The organism is Moraxella sp. K23, from assembly GCF_041154765.1.
In the GTDB taxonomy this organism is placed as follows: domain Bacteria; phylum Pseudomonadota; class Gammaproteobacteria; order Pseudomonadales; family Moraxellaceae; genus Faucicola; species Faucicola tetraodonis.
Genome location: NZ_AP031595.1, coordinates 2,449,824 through 2,469,260, shown reverse-complemented (window position 1 = coordinate 2,469,260; position 19,437 = coordinate 2,449,824). Strand labels below are relative to the sequence as shown.

The following is a 19,437-nucleotide window of genomic DNA, read 5'->3' as shown; positions in this document are numbered from 1 at the left end:
TCGACCCTCATAACGTTTTACTTCAAACAAAAAAAGACCAAGTTAACCTGGTCTTTTTTATTGTCTCAGACCATGTAATGACTGATGACTTCGATGAGTTTTTGCTTGTTGATGGGTTTGGTCAAAAAACTGTCCATCCCCGCTTCTAAACAGATATTCTTATCATCATCAGAATCATTGGCGGTTAAGGCAACAATCGGCACACTATCTTTATTGAGACGAATAATACGCGTCGCTTCAATACCATCTAGAATTGGCATGCGACAGTCCATCAGCACAAGTCCGATTTGCTGACGATTTTCACTGAGTAACTTAACTGCTTGCTCGCCATCGGATGCTACAAGATAGCGATAACCCAAGGCTTCCAAATGCTTTTTGGCAATTTTTTGATTAACCGGGTTGTCTTCTGCTATCAATATCAATTTTTGGCTAGAAGGGTGCGCATCGGTTGGGCTATCAACACTCGTTTGCCCGTCATCAACCACTTGAATTGGTGTGTCCAATAAGACATTATAGTTATTAACGGGGGGCGTTACGGATGCTACGTTAACGCTAGAATTAGAGAGGTTAGGGTACTGCTGCAAAAATTGCTTAAAGGCCAGTTGTACGGGCAGATGGGTATTGGTTTTTTCTTTTTTGATTTTTAACTCATATAGATGATTCACCTCAGCAATCAACAGGCTTAAAGACGCAGGTTTTTGCAAATACCCATCAAATTGTAATTGCAGCTCGGGTGGCAGAGTTTTAGGTGATTCAATACTTAAAATAATTTTAATCGCATCAGCATAAAAATGAATATTATCTAATAAATGGTTGTTGGCTTTAAGTGCTGCATCATCAATCACAAAGACCGGCATCAAGCCTTGCAAGTTAAGGTTATTAATCGTATTGATAACGGTTTCATCAATAGTTGTGAAGATATGATGCGATAATTCCACATAACTTAAAACTTTATTCGCTCGCTCAAAGATAGAAAATGGCGAGATAAGAATGAGTGTTACCCTTAAATTCCTGGTTTTATGTTGGTAAACAGGTTGCAGACTAAACTTTGGAATCGGTAAAAATAGTTGGAATTCACTGCCTTGACCAAATTGACTTTCTAAATGAATAAAGCCACCCAATAAATGTGAAAAACTATTGGAAATAGCTAAACCAAGTCCTGTACCGCCAAACTGCCGACTAATGGAATCATTGGCTTGTTCAAAGTAGGAAAATAATTTTTGTTGGTCTTTTTCGCTAATACCTAAACCGGTATCTTTTACCGTTATTTTTAACCAATCTTTGCTGACAGTCATATTTTGGCTGGTTTTAGCCGCGATTAATGGGTGACGGCTATCGGTTTTATCAACCGTGATAGCCACGTAGCCCTCTTTGGTAAATTTTACCGCATTGGTCAATAAGTTTAAAATAATTTGCCGTAATTTGCCTTCATCACAATCAATAAAACGTGGGGTAAATGGGTCCACAAAAATATACAGACTAATTTTTTGACGTCGGGCGTTACCAACCATCAGTCCAGTGGTTTGGCGTAGTAACTGCAAGAGATCAATAGACGTGACATTGGTTTGTAGCCTGCCTGCGTCTAATTTGGCCACATCAAGCATATCATTGAGCAGTTGAATCATGGTATAGCTAGATTGTTGCAGGGTTGCGATAGTCTCTTGTTGCTCGCTATTAAACTGTGCTTTATCTTCAGCAAGTAGATCTATCATGCCGACTAGACCACTGAGTGGAGTACGCAATTCATGCCCCACTACCGCCCACATTTTATTAAAATTGGTTAGTTTATCAGTAGTAAATTTATCTTCGACCCACGCTTTTTGCAGCTTATCGTGATAATCGGTGGTATCTTGTAAGCCACAGCTATAACCTTGTAGTTGACCAAAACGGTTATAATACGGGGTAATGCGTAAATCAAAATACAGATTTCGCTGTAGATTGGTCACGGGTAAAGTTGCATAAGTCTGAATATTCTCGAGCGAATTTAGTAACTGCTGCGTGGTTTTATTGGCACCGGTGATAAAGTCACTGAGAATATACATCGAACCCGGTTGAAACGGGGTATAAAACACTTGTGAAAATTTATGATTAAAGTAAACAATCCGACCATTTCTGCTCATGATAAATAGCAAAATTGGTGAAGTATCAATCAAAATATTTTGTCGATAGGTTAACTCGCGAACCTTATCATAATATTGCCCCATCTTATAAGCATGACGATTAAACAGCTGAGATAAATAGCGTAATTCAGGGTGGTCACGAAACTCATGAAGCTTGGCAGGCTGATAACCTTGACTAATTTGCAATTGCAAATTTTGGGCGTAATCGAGAAATTTATACCAAACCTCGTAACTCTTTCGTAGCTGAATCATCACATATAAAAATAGGCAAAACCCCAATAGCAGCGGCAGCAAATAGATAGGGTTGGCAAAATTACGCCAAAGTGGCAAATATTGTACTTTAACGTATAAGCGGTAACCCGCTGCCAGATTCTGCCAAACTTCAAAGCCATGAATATCATAAAACATTTTATTGCTTTGTTTGTTAGATAGCGTCCAATTGGGTAAGGGGACAGAAAAATCATCATGGTTGTTTTTGACAACGGTAGTAGCACCCGTCGGCTCAACAATAATCAACTGATAATTTTTAATCGCCGCATGGTGATCTAAAGTGACTTGGCTCCAATCGTACTCATGATGGCTAATTTTATGATTGAGTTTATCAACCAGCTCAACGAGGCAACTTTCACCGAGCTGCTGTTGCTGCTGCAACGCATAAAAACCTAGCAACCCATAACCTGCCACTATCAGTATCAGTTCGATAGCCACTAAGGTTATGATGAGTCGCCGAGCTGCTGGGCGATTGTAGAGAGAAAACTGGTTTGACACAGCGTGATATACCCAATAAAGAAAACAGTCAATGAAGGTAAAAGAAAAAAACCCATCATCACAATGCTAGATTTAAGTATTGTGCCAATTCATATTATAATAACAGAAATTTATTGTATTTAAGACGAAATTTATCATGTCTCAAACCCCGCTTAGGGTCGTATTTGCTGGTACGCCCGAATTTGCTAAAGTCGCCTTACAAGCACTAATCAGTCACCAAAAAACCCTTAATATTGACATTGTGGCGGTCTATACACAACCTGACCGCAAATCTGGTCGTGGGCAAAAAATTAGCGCATCGCCCGTCAAAGCCCTTGCCTTGGCAAATAACATTGCGGTGGAACAACCCGAAAGTTTTAGCTTAAAATCAGCCGATGGGATTGTTTCACGTGAAACACTTAAACGCTATCGACCCGATGTTATGGTGGTGGCTGCGTACGGATTGATTTTGCCGCTTGGTGTGCTGCATACCCCAAAATTTGGCTGCATCAATATTCACGGCTCATTATTGCCACGCTGGCGCGGTGCAGCGCCCATTCAGCGTGCGATTTTAGCAGGGGACGACACTACAGGCATTACCATCATGCAAATGGCGCAGGGACTCGATACGGGCGATATGCTGTATAAAATAGAATGCCCAATCACTGACACAGATACCACCCAACTATTGCATGATAAATTAGCCAAATTAGGCGGTGAAGCCATTGTGACGGTGCTATCTGATTTAGAAAACTATCAACAAAACGCGCAAAAACAAGACGACGCTTTGGCTAATTATGCCGAGAAAATTACCACAGCAGAGGGTGAAATTAACTGGCAAAATGATGCTATCAGTATTCAACGCCAAATCCGTGCGTTAAATGCCTTTACCTATCTGGATGAACATAAAGACCCCAACAGCCGTATCAAAATAATAGAAGCAGCGCCCATTAAACTCGACCAACAAACCCATGAACCCGCAGGTAAAATCGTCAGTGTGGGTCGTAACGCGATTTTGGTCGCCTGTGGCAAAAACGCGACCAACCACCAACATCAGGGTGTACAGCATCTGATTAATATCACCCAAATGCAGTGGCCAGGGGGTAAGCCGTTAACCGCTGAGCAAATTGCCAATGGAGATAAACTCAACGATGGTGATATTTTTCACTCATAACCAATTAGGCACATCATGACTCAATTACATTCTCAGCTTAACACTCGCGCCAAAGTTGTCGCCACCCTTGAGCGCATCCAACAAGGCGAGTCATTAGCTAGCTTGCTTGACCCACTACTCAACCAAGTGAGCGAAAAAGACAAAGGCTTTGCCCATGAATTATTGCTTGGCACACTGCGTCAATGGTGGGCACTCGCTCGTATTGGTGAAAGCTTGATTGAGCATGAAGTCACTGACAAAGGCGTATGGGCAGCACTCAATATCGGACTGTACCAACTGCTATATATGGACACACCAGATTACGCGGCGATTGGTGAAACGGTCGAAGCAGTCAAACAACTGGATAAAGGTTACGGTGCTGGACTTATCAATGCCATACTGCGAAAGGTGCAAAAAAACCCTGCCAAATTTGCCAAGAAAATTGAGAAAAACCACAGTCTACCTAATTGGCTTGCCAAGCAGCTCAAACAAGATTGGGGTGAATACTATGCCGAGCTTGGACAAGCGCTTCGCCAACCTGCGCCCATATTCTTACGCGTCAATCGCAAGTTTTGTAGTGTAGAGGATTATGCCGATATATTAACCCAACAAGGCATCGGTTTTGCCCTAGTGTCCATTGGCTTTGAGGAGGTGCAAACCATTCAACTCACTGACGCTATAAGAATCACCGATTTGCCTAAATTTGCCGAAGGATGGGTCAGTGTGCAAGACAAACATGCCCAGTTATCAGCACATATTTTGGCAAGCCTCGCCTTGGATAAATCTTTGACGGTACTAGATGCTTGCACTGCGCCCGGGGGTAAACTGGCGCATTTATTGGAGCTTGAGCAGTCAAAAACGTTTCACGTGAAACATCAAAATATCGCGCATGTAATCGCTTTGGACAACGATGAAAAACGTTTACAACGGGTAAGCCAAAACCTTGAGCGTTTGCAGTTAAACCAAGAAAATGTACACTTGGTATGTGAGGATGCCACAACGTTTCAAGTAGATACCCAATTTGATGTGATAGTGCTTGACGCACCTTGTACCGCAACAGGTGTGATTCGCCGCCATCCTGATATCGCATTGCTACGCACCGAAGAAGATGTGGGGCAAACTGCTGCGTTACAAGCCAATATTTTAGCCAACTGTTGGCATAATTTAGCCGATAATGGTTATCTACTCTATATCACTTGTTCGATGTTAAAAGCAGAGAATGAAAATCAACTACAAGCGTTTTTAGCCACACACCAAGCGGCGCAAATCGTGGATTTTAGCCTTAATTTATCTAACCAAATCAAACGGGACATCGGTTATCAATGCTTACCGCTTCATCAAAACGATGGCGATGGCTTTTATTATGCCTTACTGCAAAAACGTGGCTAAAAAATTGGCATTCATCGCAATGCTAGGTTTATGCTAAACTGCATCAAATTGATTAAATGGATGGAAAGATGAACTATATCAGCACCCGTGGCAAAACGGCCCCTATGCAATTTAGTGATGTGTTACTGATGGGGCTTGCCCCAGACGGCGGCTTAATGCTACCTGAAGAATACCCACAGATTGATGAAGCAACGCTCACCCAATGGCGCACTTTAAGCTACCCTGAGCTTGCCTTTGAAATCATGCAATTATTCGCCACCGATATCCCAAAAGACGATTTAAAAACACTGATTGATAAAACTTACACCGTGCAGGCATTTGGCAATCCCGATATCACCCCTGTTCGTACACTCAAAGATGGCATCAAAATCATCGAGTTATCAAACGGCCCAACACTGGCATTTAAAGACATCGCCATGCAGTTTTTGGGCAATGCTTTTGAATATGTGTTAAAGAAAAAAAATGAGCGTCTGACCATCATCGGTGCCACATCAGGCGATACAGGCTCAGCGGCTGAATATGCGCTGCGTGGCAAAGACAATATCGAAGTGTTTATGATGTCGCCCCATGGCAAAATGAGTGAATTCCAGCGCGCACAAATGTATAGCCTAGATGATAAAAATATCCATAACATCGCCATCAAAGGTATGTTCGATGACTGCCAGGATATCGTAAAAGCCCTGCAGCAAGATGCTGAGTTTAAAGCCAAATACAGCCTTGGGACTGTCAACTCCATTAACTGGGGTCGTATCCTCGCGCAAATCGTCTACTATTTTAAAGGTTATTTTGCCAGCACCACTGACAATAGCCAAAAGGTGAGTTTCTGCGTGCCATCGGGTAACTTTGGTAATATTTGTGCCGGACATATTGCCCGTGAAATGGGATTACCCATCGAGCGTTTAATCGTTGCCACCAACGAAAACGACGTTCTGCACGACTTTTTTACTACTGGTAAATATAGCCCCCGTACCGCTGACAAGACTTATGTGACATCAAGTCCATCGATGGATATTTCAAAAGCGTCGAATTTTGAGCGTTTTGTATACCTGCTCGCTGAGAAAAATGGCGAAAAAATTAATACGCTTTGGCAGGATGTCAACGCAGGCAAAGGCTTTGATATGTCGGATTTGATGGCAAACATCAATGGCAAATATGGCTTTGCATCGGGTAAATCAACCCATGCCGACCGTATCGCCACAATCAAACAAGTGTATGCCGAAGACAATCAGCTCATTGACCCGCACACCGCTGATGGGATAAAAGTGGCTCGTGAAGTACGCAAAAAGGGTGAGGTCATTGTCTGCGCCGAAACCGCCTTGCCAGCCAAATTTGCCGAGACCATCACCGAAGCTGTCGGTCAACTTGACATTCCCCGTCCCAAACATACCGATAATATCGAAAGCTTGGCGCAGTATGTGACTGTGCTTGATAATGATGCAAATTTGGTGCGGGCGCAAATTGAACAGTTTGTGGTAGCCAAATAATGGCTATCTAATAAATTGGCTAATAAGTTGGGTTAAACAAAAGCCTTTTAATTTGCTAGTTAAAAGGCTTTTTTGCATTAGTGTTCTCTTTTGCCTTATTGTTTATGGACAAATTTGCGCAGTATCGCTTTGACTTCATCCGTCTGCAGACGGTTACTAAAGTGAACATTTTCTTGTTGGATACGCGCTAGGATTTCTGTGGCATTACGCATCAAGTCTTTGGTTTGTCGTACCGATGACACCGATTTTTTGGCAAGTATTTCTGCTTTTTGGCGCGCCGTGCTTAGTACCTCATCACTATTAGCAAAAGCTTGGTTGGCTAAGCCCAATTCAACCGCCTGTTTACCTGTAATTTTTTCACCCATCACAAACACTTCAAAGGCACGCTGATAACCAATTCTTTGCGTCAGCAAAAGGGTCGAACCTGCTTCTGGCACCAAAGATAAATCCACAAATGGGGCTAATAATTTAGCGTTTTCTACGATATACACCAAATCACAATGAAGTAGCAGCGTCAAGCCAATGCCAACGCCTGAGCCTGTCACCGCTGCCACGATGGGTTTGGGATAATCGCCCAAAAACTGCACGAAATCTAACGCGTTAAGCTCAGCATCATCGTTTTCTGCTTTGTTTAAAAAATCGACAAGATCATTACCTGCGGTAAAAAAATCACCGGTTGACGTAAATAAAATCACTCGAATATTATCGTCACTTTTTGCCTGTTCCATCGCGGTTTGTACGGCTTGGTACATGGCATTGGTTAGGGCATTTTTTTTATCAGCACGATTAAATTGGATTTCTAAAACGCCATTTTGCGTGTGAAAATTGACAAGTTGTTCCATGAAATTATTTACCTTGGTATCTCATCAGTGTCTAGTAGGGGTCTAGTAGGTATGTCGTGCTAAAAACCAAGTCAACAATATAGCATTATTCTAAGCTGAGATTCCAAACTTAGTAAGACAATGACGGCAAAAAAATTCAAACTGAAAAAAATTAAGCCCAACATACCAAGCGTTAGATGCTATGAGTTAGATGCCAAGCGTTCAGAAAATTTTAGCCAATAAAAAAGGCATTTAAATTAAATGCCTTTTTTTAATTGATATTTTAAATTGATTGCATAGTTAACTAATACAGTATTGACCATTAACCAATACGGCGTTTACCAGTGGCTAGTTCATAAACGAATAGCACAATAATGGCACCAATCACTGAAAAGATTAAACCGGTAAAACCACCACTGGCATCCACACCTAGCATACCTGCTAAGAAACCGCCCACTAATGCACCAATAATACCCAGTACAATGGTAAGAATCCAACCCATTGCGTCCGCACCTGGCTTGATAGCACGGGCGATAACACCAACGATAAGACCCATGATAATCATATAAATAAAGCTCATTTTAACACTCCTAATTTTTTAACTTGTCTAATTTTTAACTTATTTTGTTGCCTAATCGATTGGCAGGCGTCATAGGGCTAAATTGTTATATTTATGGTTTTAACTAATAACTGCCTCTCTGATGACTGTTATTTTATACATAAGCTATCAGTAGTTAAAATGTTGGTTTGTTAATTATGTAAGTTCTCTTTGAAGTATTAAGAGAATTTTTTATTTAATGTAATGCTATGTCAGTAGAGACGATTAAATGTAAGTTCCGTTATCTGGATTCGATTTCTTGATAAAGTGCAGCGTATTGTTGGGTGAGTTTATGTTTGGGGTCCAAATAAATCAGCGGCAAACTTTGATGATGAGATTGTTTCATGATAATTGAAGGGCTAAGTTTGGTGTCATACACAGGATAGCCTTCATTGACCAACGTTTGTACCACTTCTTTGGGTAAATTGGCACGTGGGTCAAACTGATTGACGATAATACCTTCAATTAACAAGTCACTATTATGGTCTTGGCGCGTCTCTAAGATGTTTTGCACCAAGGTTTGCAGCGCGCGTTTGGAGAAAATATCACAATCAAACGGGACGATAACACGATCAGCCGCGATCAATGCCGACAAAGTAAAAAAGTTAAACGCCGGTGGTGTATCAATGTACACCCGATCAAACCGCTGACTTAAAAGGTTTAAGCCGTCTTTTAATTTATAAATTTTATGTTTGCTTTCAAGGGGCTGCAAAATATCGGCAAGCATCGGGCTGGCTGGAATCAGTGATAAATTATCAAATCGGGTAGTGTGAATACAGTGCTCCAACCCCTGATTGCGACTACCCGTCATACCGCCAAACGGAAATGCAAACATCATCGGCATAGGGCTAGACGTCGCTTGCAGGGTTTGCGAAAAGAAATTTTCAATATTGGGTTCTGTGATATGCGCGGGATGAATGTCTGTGGCCGCATCGCCGATGATATATTGGGTAGCGTTGCACTGTGGGTCAAGGTCGATAAGTAAGGTACGCAAACCTTGATGGGCGCTCATCGCGGCAAGATTGACAGCAATGCTGGATTTACCAACACCGCCTTTTTGATTAAAAATGACTCGGGTAAGCATTGTGTAACCTAATATTTGTACAAGTAATCATGAGTATGCTAAAAAATCACGATTTTTGCTAGCAAATTTACAAGGTTAGAACAGTTAGGCTTGCTGCAGTGCCTTCACCAGTCGACCATGAATGCCTTCAAAGCCGCCATTTGACATCACAATCACTGCATCGTCATCGCCAATGTGCGCTGCAATATGCTCAATAATCGCATCGGTCGATGTCATCACTTGTTGGTTGGCAGCATTGCCAATCGCATCGGCAACTGACCAATCTAGATTGGCAGGTTGATACCAAATGACTTGGTCGGCGATACTCGCTGACGGCGCAAGCAAACCTTGGTGGGTACCGAGTTTCATGGTGTTTGAACGTGGTTCAATCACTGCCCAGATTTTACGGTTTGGGTTATCCGCAAAACGTTTTTTGGCGCCATCGAGCGTGGTTTCAATGGCGGTTGGGTGGTGGGCAAAGTCGTCATAAACTTCTATATGCTTGCCGTTGTCATCAATTGTACCGACCAGCTCCATACGGCGTTTGATACCCGCAAAATTAGATAAGGCTTCACAGGCTTGTGCAACTGATACGCCAACATTGTAGGCTGCTGCAATTGCCACTAAACCATTATTGACGCTATGTAGCCCGCTCATCTGCCAATTGACTTGTCCCGTGTTACCATCAAACATGACTTCGTATTGGCTTCCGTCTTGTTTCACTAGCTTGACTTGCCAATCCGCTTGGGAATTAGTGGCAGCAATCGCTGTCCGCCAAATCGGGGTCCAACAGCCTTTTTTAAGGGTTTCTTCCAAGCTTTCGGTATCTGCTGGCATGATGATTTTGCCATTTGACGGTATCATACGTACCATGTGATGGAACTGGGTTTGGATGGCGGCAAGGTTTGGGAAGATATCGGCGTGGTCGTATTCAAGGTTGTTTAAAATTGCGGTGGTTGGGCGATAGTGAACAAACTTAGAGCGTTTATCAAAAAAAGCACTGTCATACTCATCCGCTTCGATGACAAAGTAACCTTCATGATCCGCAGTTTTATCACTACCCAAATAACTACTGTGGGCAAACGCTTTTTTTAGGCGTTCATCTGGGGTATCAACAAGTGGCACGCCACCAATCAAAAAGCCGGCATCAATGCCTGCATAGTGTAAAATCCACGCCAGCATGGTGGTAGTGGTGGTTTTGCCATGCGTGCCTGCGACGGCTAATACATGACGGTATTGCAATACTTGCTCTGCCAAAAACTGCGGACCTGAGGTATAAGGAATACGCTCATTGAGCATATATTCAACCGCCTCTATGCCGCGCTTCATGGCATTGCCGACAATCACCAAATCAGGTGCAGGTTGTAAATGACTGGCGGCGTACCCTTGCATAATCTCAACACCCGCATTTTCAAGCTGGGTGGACATTGGTGGATAGACATTAGCGTCCGAGCCTGTCACGGTATGTCCAAGGTCACGCGCAAGCAGCGCCAACGAGCCCATGAAGGTACCACAAATACCAAGAATATGAATGTGCATAAGTTTGCCTTAGGTCAAATACGCATTAGCGGCTAACCAAAGCCGCTAAACCTTGCTAAAAATTAACAATTTTAAAGGACAAATCATGCTTTGTCAGCTATTAAATCCAGTTGCAGGTTAACTTGCTCGCAAACACCCATGTCTAGTTTTCGGCAACCCACCGTGCCAAAACCGTGCCAAAGAGGTACAGAAAAATAGTTTTACAAATTACTATGACAGTGATAAGTTACTATAAATTCACCAAAATAGTGTTTTTGCACTATTTTTATGAAGTTAAAGAATTGAGGAGTGGTATGAAAAGCAGTGAGTTATTAAGCATTTTAAAGCAGTGTCATAGCAATGAGCCAGAGTTTATACAAGCGGTCGAAGAATTCTGGGAAGATATCGCAGCGGTTTATGACCAATCCACTGTTTATCAACACCTTAATCTATTTGACCGCTTAACCAACCCCGACCGTGTTATTCAATTTCGTATAAACTGGGAAGATGACCAAGGCAATGTTCAAGTCAACCGCGGTTGGCGTGTGCAATTTAACAATGCATTAGGTCCTTACAAAGGCGGTATCCGTTTTCATCCCAGTGTGAATCTTTCGGTACTAAAATTTTTAGGGTTTGAACAAATCTTTAAAAACGCATTGACCGGTTTGCCTATGGGTGGGGGTAAAGGCGGTTCAGACTTTGACCCAAAAGGTAAATCAGACGCCGAAATCCGTCGATTTTGCTATGCCTTTATGCGCGAATTAGCGCCTTATATTGGTGCAGATATAGACGTACCTGCGGGTGATATCGGTGTCGGCGGCCGCGAAATTAATTATATGTTCGCCATGTATAAGACGCTTAATCGGGAGTTTACGGGGGTATTAACCGGTAAGACGGTGGGACAAGGTGGTAGCTTGATTCGTACCGAGGCAACGGGTTTTGGTCTTGTGTATTTTTTACAAAACATGCTAGAAGCCCATCATGATAGTTTGATGGCTAAGACTGTCCTAGTCTCAGGTGCGGGCAATGTATCGCTACATGCGGCACAAAAATGTATTGAGCTTGGCGCACAGGTACTGACATTATCAGACTCAAAAGGTACCTTATATCTCAAGAATGGCTTTACCTTAGAGCAAATTGAAGCGCTCAAAACTTATAAAGAGCAAGACAAACGTTTAAAAGACTTCGTCGGCACCAGTGATGACGCTGAATGGATAGACGGTAGCCGCCCATGGCATATCAAAGCCGATATCGCCCTACCTTGCGCCACCCAAAACGAAATCAACGGGCAAGATGCACAAAATTTGGTCAATCATGGCGTTAAATACGTGGCAGAAGGTGCCAACATGCCCAGTGATGCCGAGGCCATCGCCATTTTCCAAAGTAATGGCGTCATCTATGCGCCGGGAAAAGCCTCGAATGCCGGTGGGGTTGCGGTATCGGGTCTTGAGATGTCACAAAACTCGGTACGTCAATACGCAACCTTTGCGGTGCTTGATGAGCAATTAAAAACCATCATGACAAATATCCATGACGATTGTTTTAACCATGGTAAACAAGCGGATGGCAGCATTGATTATAAAAAAGGCGCCAATCTAGCAGGTTTTAACAAGATTGCTAAAGCCATGGTGAATTACGGCATTCTATAATAATAAAAAACCTCTCATTAACTTTAATAAATAAAAAGCGCCGTCATTGTGATGGCGTTTTTTATTGAAGCCATAGCAATCAGTCAGCACAAGCCTGAAAAAATTTAAAGCTGGTGCTAGGCAGCCAATTTACATTGAGTTTCTTGTTTTGTAATTGTACAAAGCCCACATGTCCCCCATGCTGGCTGTACAGTAAGCGCACGCAAGGTGACACATCGGCTTGGGTGGCAAGAATGCCCAAAAATGGGTCGTCTTTGGCAGTGATAATCAGCGTGGGTTTAGTGATGTTTTTGAGTACAGGTAGGGCAGAGGCCTGGATGTAATAATTCGCCCCTGTACCAAAACCATGACGCGGCGCGGTATATAACTCATCAAACTCATCAATCATCTTGATATTTTTTAAGGCGTTGATTAATGCTGGCTCGTCTACCTTTTTTAAGGCTTTTTGCAATAAAGGATTGAGCAAATAAGGCGTATACACGCGTTTGGCGACAAAACGATGCATGGCTTTTGCCGAAGTTGTCAAATCGACGGGCGCAGAAATCACCACCGCTGCTTCACAGGCAGCTGCATCGCCTTGCTCACCCATATAACGCGCCAGCATATTGGCACCGAGCGACACGCCACTGGCTACAATTCGGCTATAACCGTACTGAGTTTTTAGCAGGTTAAACATATGCACCGCTTCGGCAGTATCACCCGCGTTATAGTCCAGTTCTGAGGTATTATCCACCCCGCCGCAGCCGCGAAAATGGACAATAACCGCATCATACCCCAATCGGTGCGCTTGGTGGGCAAAGGCAATGGCATAATGGCTGTCGCTACTGCCTTCAAGCCCATGAAACATCACCGCCAATGGCTTATCAAGGTTTGGCTGATTATCGGTATTGGCAAATACAAAGTCATAAGCCACTTGGGTGGTACCGGTACGGTCAGGGTGAAGGTGTCGCTGATAATTGGGTTTTGGCAGTTTGATAAACTTGGGTAAAATGGTTTGAACGTGGGGGTTGGCTAAGAAAAACGGGGTGCGAAATGGCGTTAGGGGTAGTTGATGAATGTTCATAATATACCTAGTGATTGTTATGATTTTTGACTATTTTACGGCTTTTTGACAGTTTTTTCATGGCGACTTATGAGCTAAGTTTGGGGTATTTTGTAGGTTTTTTTGAGAACAATTTTGCTAGGCTATCACTTTTACGCTACTGCTGTGGTTATTTGCTTTTGGTTATTCACTGGCTTTCACAGTCCCGTAAAAGCCGATTTTTTCGCTGAGGGCTTGAACCGACTTTTGCTCAGCCTCTACGGTCAAAACGACATTTTTACCATAATCAACCTTCAAAATCGTGGCATTAAAGCCATCTAATGTATGTCTGACAAAGGACTCATTGGCAAAATCGGTTTCAATCATTATCACGCTTAACGGCACAAACGCGTGCAAATTCATGTTATCAACCACGGCTTGTGCGCTGCTACTATAGGCACGTGTCAGCCCGCCTGCACCAAGTTTGATACCGCCAAAGTAACGCACCACAATGACCACACAGTTACCAATGCCCTTGTGTTGTAACACGTTTAAAATCGGCTTGCCTGCCGTACCACTGGGCTCACCATCGTCATCAAACCCTGCCGAGGTAGTGTTATGCGGGTCGCCAATAATATAGCCATAGCAGACATGGCGCGCATCGGGATACTGGCTGCATAATTGTTCCACGTGAAACATTAATTGCTCGCGGTTATCAATGGCAAAGCCAAAGCCCAAAAATTGGCTTTTTTTAATCTCAAGTGTGGCAGTACATGGGTCGCTAAGCGTGTAATAGGTCATGGTTAATCTATGTTACAATAAACAAAACAAGCAATAGGATAACAAAAAAATGCGTTTAGACAAATTTTTAAGCAAAGCCACCGAGCTATCGCGCAAAGACTGCAAAAAAATCTTGCACGCAGGCGAAGTCACTGTCAATGGCGAGGTGGTCAAAGATGCAAGCCTACATATCGATGAAGTGGGTGACGATATCGAATGGGCGGGTGAGCCATTATCGGTCGCGATGGGCAATCGCTACTTATTATTATATAAGCCAGAAGGCTTTGAGTGCACCCTAAAGCCAAAAGAGTGGCCGATTGTTACAGACTTGATTGATGTACCCCAGCTAGGTAGTTTGCGGATTGCGGGGCGACTCGATGTCGATACCACAGGTGCGCTGCTACTGAGCGATGATGGTGGCTTTTTGCACCGTGTCACCAGCCCCAAACATCATGTGGCAAAGGTGTATGAGTTGACCCTTGCCGAGCCAATGACTGAAGCACAACAGGCATTTGCTATCCAAGAATTGGCAAAAGGCATCATGCTTGAGGACGAGTATGATAAAACCAAACCCGCTGAGTTAAGTTTTTCTGATGCTACCCATGCCAAGTTGGTACTCACGGAAGGCAAATATCACCAAGTCAAACGCATGATGGGCTACTTTGGCAATAAAGTCATTGAGTTACACCGTGCCAGCATCGGTAACATTACCTTGGAAGGATTAGAAAAAGGCGAAAGCCGATTTTTGACCGCTGAAGAAATTGACCAGTTTTAATCATTTAGCGGCAGCGTCACACCCACGATTTTCCAATGAATAAGCCCTTGGCGCTGCAAGTGGAGCGTTAACGGGTAGCCACGCACCTGTCCGGTGACTTCAAAACAGTTAAAACCACAATAGTGTGTGGTCGGTTGGGTCTGCGACGTTGCTGTGGTGGCATTGGGATTGGGCGATTGCAGTTGTTGTTTAATTTTTTGATTAAGCTCAGCTGAATTGCGCGCTAAAATCAAGTCTTTGATATCAATCTTATCCATCGCTACCGCCACCAACCCTCCTAGCAGTTTGACGTTTGTTTTGAGCGGCTCGCTAGTCGCTTGTCCTGTCAGCGCATACTGTACGCCCTCTGGCGTGACGGTATTATCCACGGCTTGATTGACCATTTTATTCACTAGGTCATCAGGGTTTAGCGTGATATTGAGCATCTGCAAAATAGGGGATTTTGCCACATGATTGGCTTTTTCCACCAATACAGGGGTTAGCTGTGATTTGATACTTTGCTGCAGTTGCGTAAATTCAATCGCTGCACTGATAGTGTCTGCTTGTTGTGCATCATAGGCTTTTTTCAGTTGGTACATTGCCCAATAAGGGGAGGCAAATACCCATGCGACGACAATCAGTGCCAGGATGATTAGCAAAGATAATACTTTTTTCATAAATGACTATCAGGGTTAGAGTTTGCTAATTAGTTTAAAACAACGGGCTAGGCTATTGCGTATTTTTCTTGCAAAAAAAGGAAAATATTTTTGCGCTGATAGCCGATTATTTGCTTGATTATTTAACAAAAATCGCCACTATATTGCATATTTTTAAATTTTAGTCTTTCAAAGGTTTGGCAGCTGTTAAACGTTGCTACCGGTCGAACCCACTCTTCCGTACTGTCAACACTATGCTGCCAAAGGAGTTACTATGTCAAAACGCGATTTTTATGAAGTATTAGGGGTAGATAAAACCGCTAATGAACAAGAAATCAAAATAGCCTACCGCAAACTTGCGATGAAATATCATCCAGACCGTAATCCTGATGACCCTGCCGCCGAAGAAAAATTCAAAGAAGCCTCGATGGCGTACGAAGTGCTAAGTGATGACGACAAACGCTCAGCGTATGACCGTATGGGGCATGCCGCGTTTGAGAATGGCATGGGCGGTGGCGGCTTTGGCGGTGGAAACTTCCAAGACATTTTTGGCGATATTTTTGGCGGCATGGGCGGCGGTCGTGGTGGCAGCGCGGGCGGCTTCCAAGACATTTTTGGCGACATTTTTGGGGGGCGCACAGGGGGTGGACGTAGCAGACGCGGCTCAGATTTACGCTATATGCTTGATTTGACGCTTGAAGAAGCGGTGCAAGGGACAAAAAAAGAAATTACCTTTACCGCACCTGCCCCTTGTGAAACTTGTGATGGTAAGGGCGCCAAAGACAGCATCGATATCGTGACCTGCGCAACTTGTGGTGGTGCGGGTGTGGTACGTATGCAGCAAGGCTTTTTTGCTGTGCAACAAACCTGCCCCAACTGTGGCGGCTCAGGTAAACAAATCAAGAATCCTTGCAATGACTGTCATGGCTCAGGTGTTAAAGAAAAATCACGCACCCTTGAAGTCACCATTCCTGCCGGCATCGACAATGGCGATCGGGTACGTTTAACGGGCGAAGGTGAAGCGATTACAGGCGGTGAAAGCGGTGACTTGTATGTTGAAATCCGTGTGGCACAGCACCCTATTTTTACCCGTGAAGGCGCTGATTTATACATGGATGTGCCAATTAGCTTTGCAGATGCAGCCTTAGGTCGTGAGGTGGAAGTGCCAACGCTTGAAGGACGTATCAATTTACGCATTCCCGAAGGCACCCAAAGCCACAAAGTATTCCGTATCAAAGGCAAAGGCGTTACCCCCGTGCGCACCACGATGAAAGGTGACCTGTTATGCCGTGTGGTGGTTGAAACACCGACCAACCTTAACAACGAACAAAAAGAGCTACTTCGTCAGCTACAATCATCCATGGGTGATCATCAACAATCACCACAGAAAAAATCCTTCTTTGATAAACTCAAAGAAGATGTCAAAGACTTGTTTGACTAAGTTTTATTGATATATATTGTTTTATAGAAGTTTCACGTGAAACATTAAACCCTTGTAATGATTGCAAGGGTTTTTTTTGGCATAAGCCAGTATCGGGTTAAGCTAGGATTCAGCGAGACAAGCTGTTATGATTTGAACTTAGAAAGTTATGCAAGAAAATGAGACTAGAAAATCAAATTAGCAAGTTACACTAGGTAATTGGGCGAGATAAAGGATAAGCAAATGGTAAAAATCGGGGTCATAGGCGCAGGTGGGCGCATGGGACGTATGTTGATTCAAGCAGTGGCACAAAATCCACAAACTACCCTTGCAGGGGCGATAGAGCGTCAAGGCTCAAGCTTGTTGGGCGTGGATGCGGGCGAGCTAGTTAATCTTGATAAAACTAATGTCGCTTTGGTCGATGACTTGGCAGCAGTGATTGATGATATTGATGTGCTCATAGATTTTAGCTTGCCTGAGTCGACTGCCAAAAACTTACAACTTTGTGCTGATCAAGGCGTCAATATGGTCATTGGGACAACAGGCCTAAATGATGAACAAAACGCCATCTTAAAACAGGCAAGTGAAAAAATCGCCATCGTATATGCAGGCAACTACTCAACTGGGGTGAATTTAACCCTTAAACTGCTTGAAATGGCTGCCAAAGCATTTGGCGACAGCGCCGATGTCGAAGTCATCGAAGCCCACCATAAACACAAAATTGATGCGCCATCGGGCACCGCTTATATGATGGCTGAAGCGGTTGCCAAAGGACGCGGTCAAAACCTAAAAGACGTGGCGATCTATGGTCGAGAAGGTCAAACTGGCGCGCGCAAAGCAGGCGAGATTGGTATCCATGCCATTCGCGGTGGCGAGATTGTCGGCGACCATACGGTGATGTTTATCGCCGATGGCGAGATAGTTGAAATCACCCATAAAGCCCGTGAGCGCATGACCTTTGCCGCAGGGGCGGTGCGTGCGGCGGTATGGGTCAATGAGCAGCAAACGGGACAGTTTGATATGCAAGATGTGCTTGGGCTGAAAGACTAAATTAACGCATATGGGTTCGATGCTTACTAGATAAGGCTAATGTATTGAAGGAAACAATAATGGGCGAAACAGCAAATATCACCAAATTACCCCCATTTGGTGATTTACTAAATTCAGGGATTCAAACGCTAAAGAATCTTAGTGGGCGTAGCAGTATTAGTCAAAACTTATTTTTTCGTGAGTTTGATAAGGTTGCCCAATTAAGTGACGATCAAAAAAGTATTAGCTACTTAAGCCAATTTGACATTCAAAATGAATATGAGGAAGGGACACCTTGTTACGAGCCACTGACTAATTTGATATTAATGTGCTTATCTGCCATGGGTGTTATCAAAGAGAACTGTTTTAGTTTGCAGCCAAATATTGGTAAAGAGTTTGCAAGCTTAATTACCTTTGATGAAAAAGTAACCATAAAAAATCTTGTTAGGATAGATCCACTTGGCAAGATATTTTTTTGGTTAGCCAATGAAAATTTTTCACAATATCTTATGAAAGGTATCCCAAATAATGATTATATCGCAAACTTAAAACGCTTTGATGAAAAGTCTTTTCAAGATCTTAAAAAAGTTAATCAAGTGGCGTATGGCAAACGTGGTGACCCATTGATTAACTATTTTATCAATGAGACAACGCGCCGCACGTCATTATTTATGAATAACTATCAAGATGCCATGGTCAGTGATGGCAATGTAAAAGTTACCCCAGATATGATATTGACCCAACTTGATAATTTAACACCATTGCAATTTGAATGGTTTTGCCTAAAATTGGTAGAGCGTTCACTAGAGAATGAAAGTCCAGAAAGTAACTTAAGTTCGCACCATACAGGAAAAGCCAATGACGGCGGTATTGACGGTATGATTACTCAAATATTTTCTAATGAAGAACGGCATACGTACTATATTCAAGCAAAACTTTACTCCCAAGGTAATAATATTTCAAATCGCGAATTAAGAAACTTTGTGGGCGGCTATCCACCGCAGAAAGAGAGCCATCATGGTATTTTTATTACCACAACTAGCTTTACCAAACCCGCGCTCGATTATTTTGAAAACCTTGAGTCGCATAGTTTAATCCTGATTGACCAAATGGCACTAATTGAGCTGATGATGGAGCATGAAGTGGGGTTAAAGCAAGTAGATTCTAAGCCAAAACTTGTACTGGACAATGATTTTTTTGAAAAAATTAAGCGGTATTAAAAAAATAAGGTAGAT

Annotated in this window: 16 protein-coding genes; 8 read left to right on the top strand and 8 right to left on the bottom strand. The window is 43.1% G+C overall.

What is annotated here, in order from left to right; all coding sequences use genetic code 11:
• Nucleotides 1-65: 65 nt before the first annotated feature.
• The gene (locus tag ACAM37_RS10860) at nucleotides 66-2,888 is read right to left on the bottom strand and encodes a response regulator (RefSeq protein WP_369626236.1); all 2,823 of its coding nucleotides are present in this window, start codon (nucleotides 2,886-2,888) and stop codon (nucleotides 66-68) included.
• Between the two features lie 136 nt (nucleotides 2,889-3,024).
• Here ACAM37_RS10860 and fmt point away from each other — a divergent pair, with 136 nt between their 5' ends.
• The 3 genes from fmt to thrC all read left to right on the top strand — a co-directional run bounded on the left by fmt (nucleotide 3,025) and on the right by thrC (nucleotide 6,893).
• On the top strand, nucleotides 3,025-4,041 hold the full coding sequence (gene fmt, locus ACAM37_RS10855) for a methionyl-tRNA formyltransferase (RefSeq protein ID WP_369626235.1): 1,017 nt from the start codon (nucleotides 3,025-3,027) through the stop codon (nucleotides 4,039-4,041).
• A 15-nt stretch (nucleotides 4,042-4,056) separates the two neighbouring features.
• The gene (gene rsmB / locus ACAM37_RS10850; protein ID WP_369626234.1) at nucleotides 4,057-5,409 is read left to right on the top strand and encodes a 16S rRNA (cytosine(967)-C(5))-methyltransferase RsmB; all 1,353 of its coding nucleotides are present in this window, start codon (nucleotides 4,057-4,059) and stop codon (nucleotides 5,407-5,409) included.
• Between the two features lie 68 nt (nucleotides 5,410-5,477).
• Entirely contained in the window at nucleotides 5,478-6,893 is a 1,416-nt protein-coding gene (gene thrC / locus ACAM37_RS10845) for a threonine synthase (protein ID WP_312176985.1), read from the top strand.
• A 95-nt stretch (nucleotides 6,894-6,988) separates the two neighbouring features.
• Here thrC and ACAM37_RS10840 read toward each other — a convergent pair whose 3' ends face one another.
• From ACAM37_RS10840 to mpl, 4 genes are all read right to left on the bottom strand, one after another.
• Nucleotides 6,989-7,735, bottom strand: coding sequence for an enoyl-CoA hydratase-related protein (locus tag ACAM37_RS10840; RefSeq protein WP_309596084.1), 747 nt, complete (start codon nucleotides 7,733-7,735; stop codon nucleotides 6,989-6,991).
• A 301-nt stretch (nucleotides 7,736-8,036) separates the two neighbouring features.
• Nucleotides 8,037-8,294 (bottom strand): GlsB/YeaQ/YmgE family stress response membrane protein, encoded by a 258-nt coding sequence (locus tag ACAM37_RS10835; RefSeq protein WP_159375615.1) that lies wholly within the window; start codon nucleotides 8,292-8,294, stop codon nucleotides 8,037-8,039.
• Nucleotides 8,295-8,553: 259 nt separating this feature from the next.
• Nucleotides 8,554-9,396, bottom strand: coding sequence for a ParA family protein (locus tag ACAM37_RS10830; RefSeq protein ID WP_369626233.1), 843 nt, complete (start codon nucleotides 9,394-9,396; stop codon nucleotides 8,554-8,556).
• Nucleotides 9,397-9,480: 84 nt separating this feature from the next.
• Nucleotides 9,481-10,914 (bottom strand): UDP-N-acetylmuramate:L-alanyl-gamma-D-glutamyl-meso-diaminopimelate ligase, encoded by a 1,434-nt coding sequence (mpl, locus tag ACAM37_RS10825; protein WP_369626232.1) that lies wholly within the window; start codon nucleotides 10,912-10,914, stop codon nucleotides 9,481-9,483.
• A gap of 293 nt (nucleotides 10,915-11,207) precedes the next feature.
• Between mpl and gdhA the strand changes: the two genes are divergently transcribed.
• Entirely contained in the window at nucleotides 11,208-12,542 is a 1,335-nt protein-coding gene (gdhA, locus tag ACAM37_RS10820) for an NADP-specific glutamate dehydrogenase (protein ID WP_369626231.1), read from the top strand.
• Nucleotides 12,543-12,621: 79 nt separating this feature from the next.
• Here gdhA and ACAM37_RS10815 read toward each other — a convergent pair whose 3' ends face one another.
• Together ACAM37_RS10815 and ACAM37_RS10810 are read right to left on the bottom strand one after the other, a co-directional pair.
• Complete coding sequence (locus ACAM37_RS10815) at nucleotides 12,622-13,605, bottom strand: YheT family hydrolase (protein ID WP_060995902.1); 984 nt, start codon at nucleotides 13,603-13,605, stop codon at nucleotides 12,622-12,624.
• Between the two features lie 162 nt (nucleotides 13,606-13,767).
• Entirely contained in the window at nucleotides 13,768-14,364 is a 597-nt protein-coding gene (locus ACAM37_RS10810) for a YigZ family protein (protein WP_369626230.1), read from the bottom strand.
• A 49-nt stretch (nucleotides 14,365-14,413) separates the two neighbouring features.
• On the opposite strand from ACAM37_RS10810, the gene ACAM37_RS10805 reads away from it, so the two are divergent.
• Nucleotides 14,414-15,118: a pseudouridine synthase gene (locus ACAM37_RS10805; protein ID WP_203171241.1), complete on the top strand. Its 705-nt coding sequence runs from the start codon at nucleotides 14,414-14,416 to the stop codon at nucleotides 15,116-15,118.
• On the opposite strand, the gene ACAM37_RS10800 is transcribed toward ACAM37_RS10805, so the two are convergent.
• Nucleotides 15,115-15,774, bottom strand: a complete 660-nt coding sequence (locus ACAM37_RS10800) for a DUF2939 domain-containing protein (protein ID WP_369626229.1) — start codon at nucleotides 15,772-15,774, stop codon at nucleotides 15,115-15,117. The two genes, ACAM37_RS10805 and ACAM37_RS10800, sit on opposite strands and share 4 nt — an antisense overlap.
• A 253-nt stretch (nucleotides 15,775-16,027) precedes the next feature.
• Here ACAM37_RS10800 and dnaJ point away from each other — a divergent pair, with 253 nt between their 5' ends.
• From dnaJ to ACAM37_RS10785, 3 genes are all read left to right on the top strand, one after another.
• Nucleotides 16,028-17,194 (top strand): molecular chaperone DnaJ, encoded by a 1,167-nt coding sequence (gene dnaJ, locus ACAM37_RS10795; protein WP_369626228.1) that lies wholly within the window; start codon nucleotides 16,028-16,030, stop codon nucleotides 17,192-17,194.
• 222 nt (nucleotides 17,195-17,416) lie between these two features.
• Nucleotides 17,417-18,223, top strand: a complete 807-nt coding sequence (gene dapB / locus ACAM37_RS10790) for a 4-hydroxy-tetrahydrodipicolinate reductase (RefSeq protein WP_369626227.1) — start codon at nucleotides 17,417-17,419, stop codon at nucleotides 18,221-18,223.
• 59 nt (nucleotides 18,224-18,282) lie between these two features.
• A complete protein-coding gene (locus ACAM37_RS10785) occupies nucleotides 18,283-19,422 on the top strand; it encodes a restriction endonuclease (protein ID WP_369626226.1) in 1,140 nt (379 codons plus the stop codon).
• Nucleotides 19,423-19,437 lie beyond the last annotated feature (15 nt).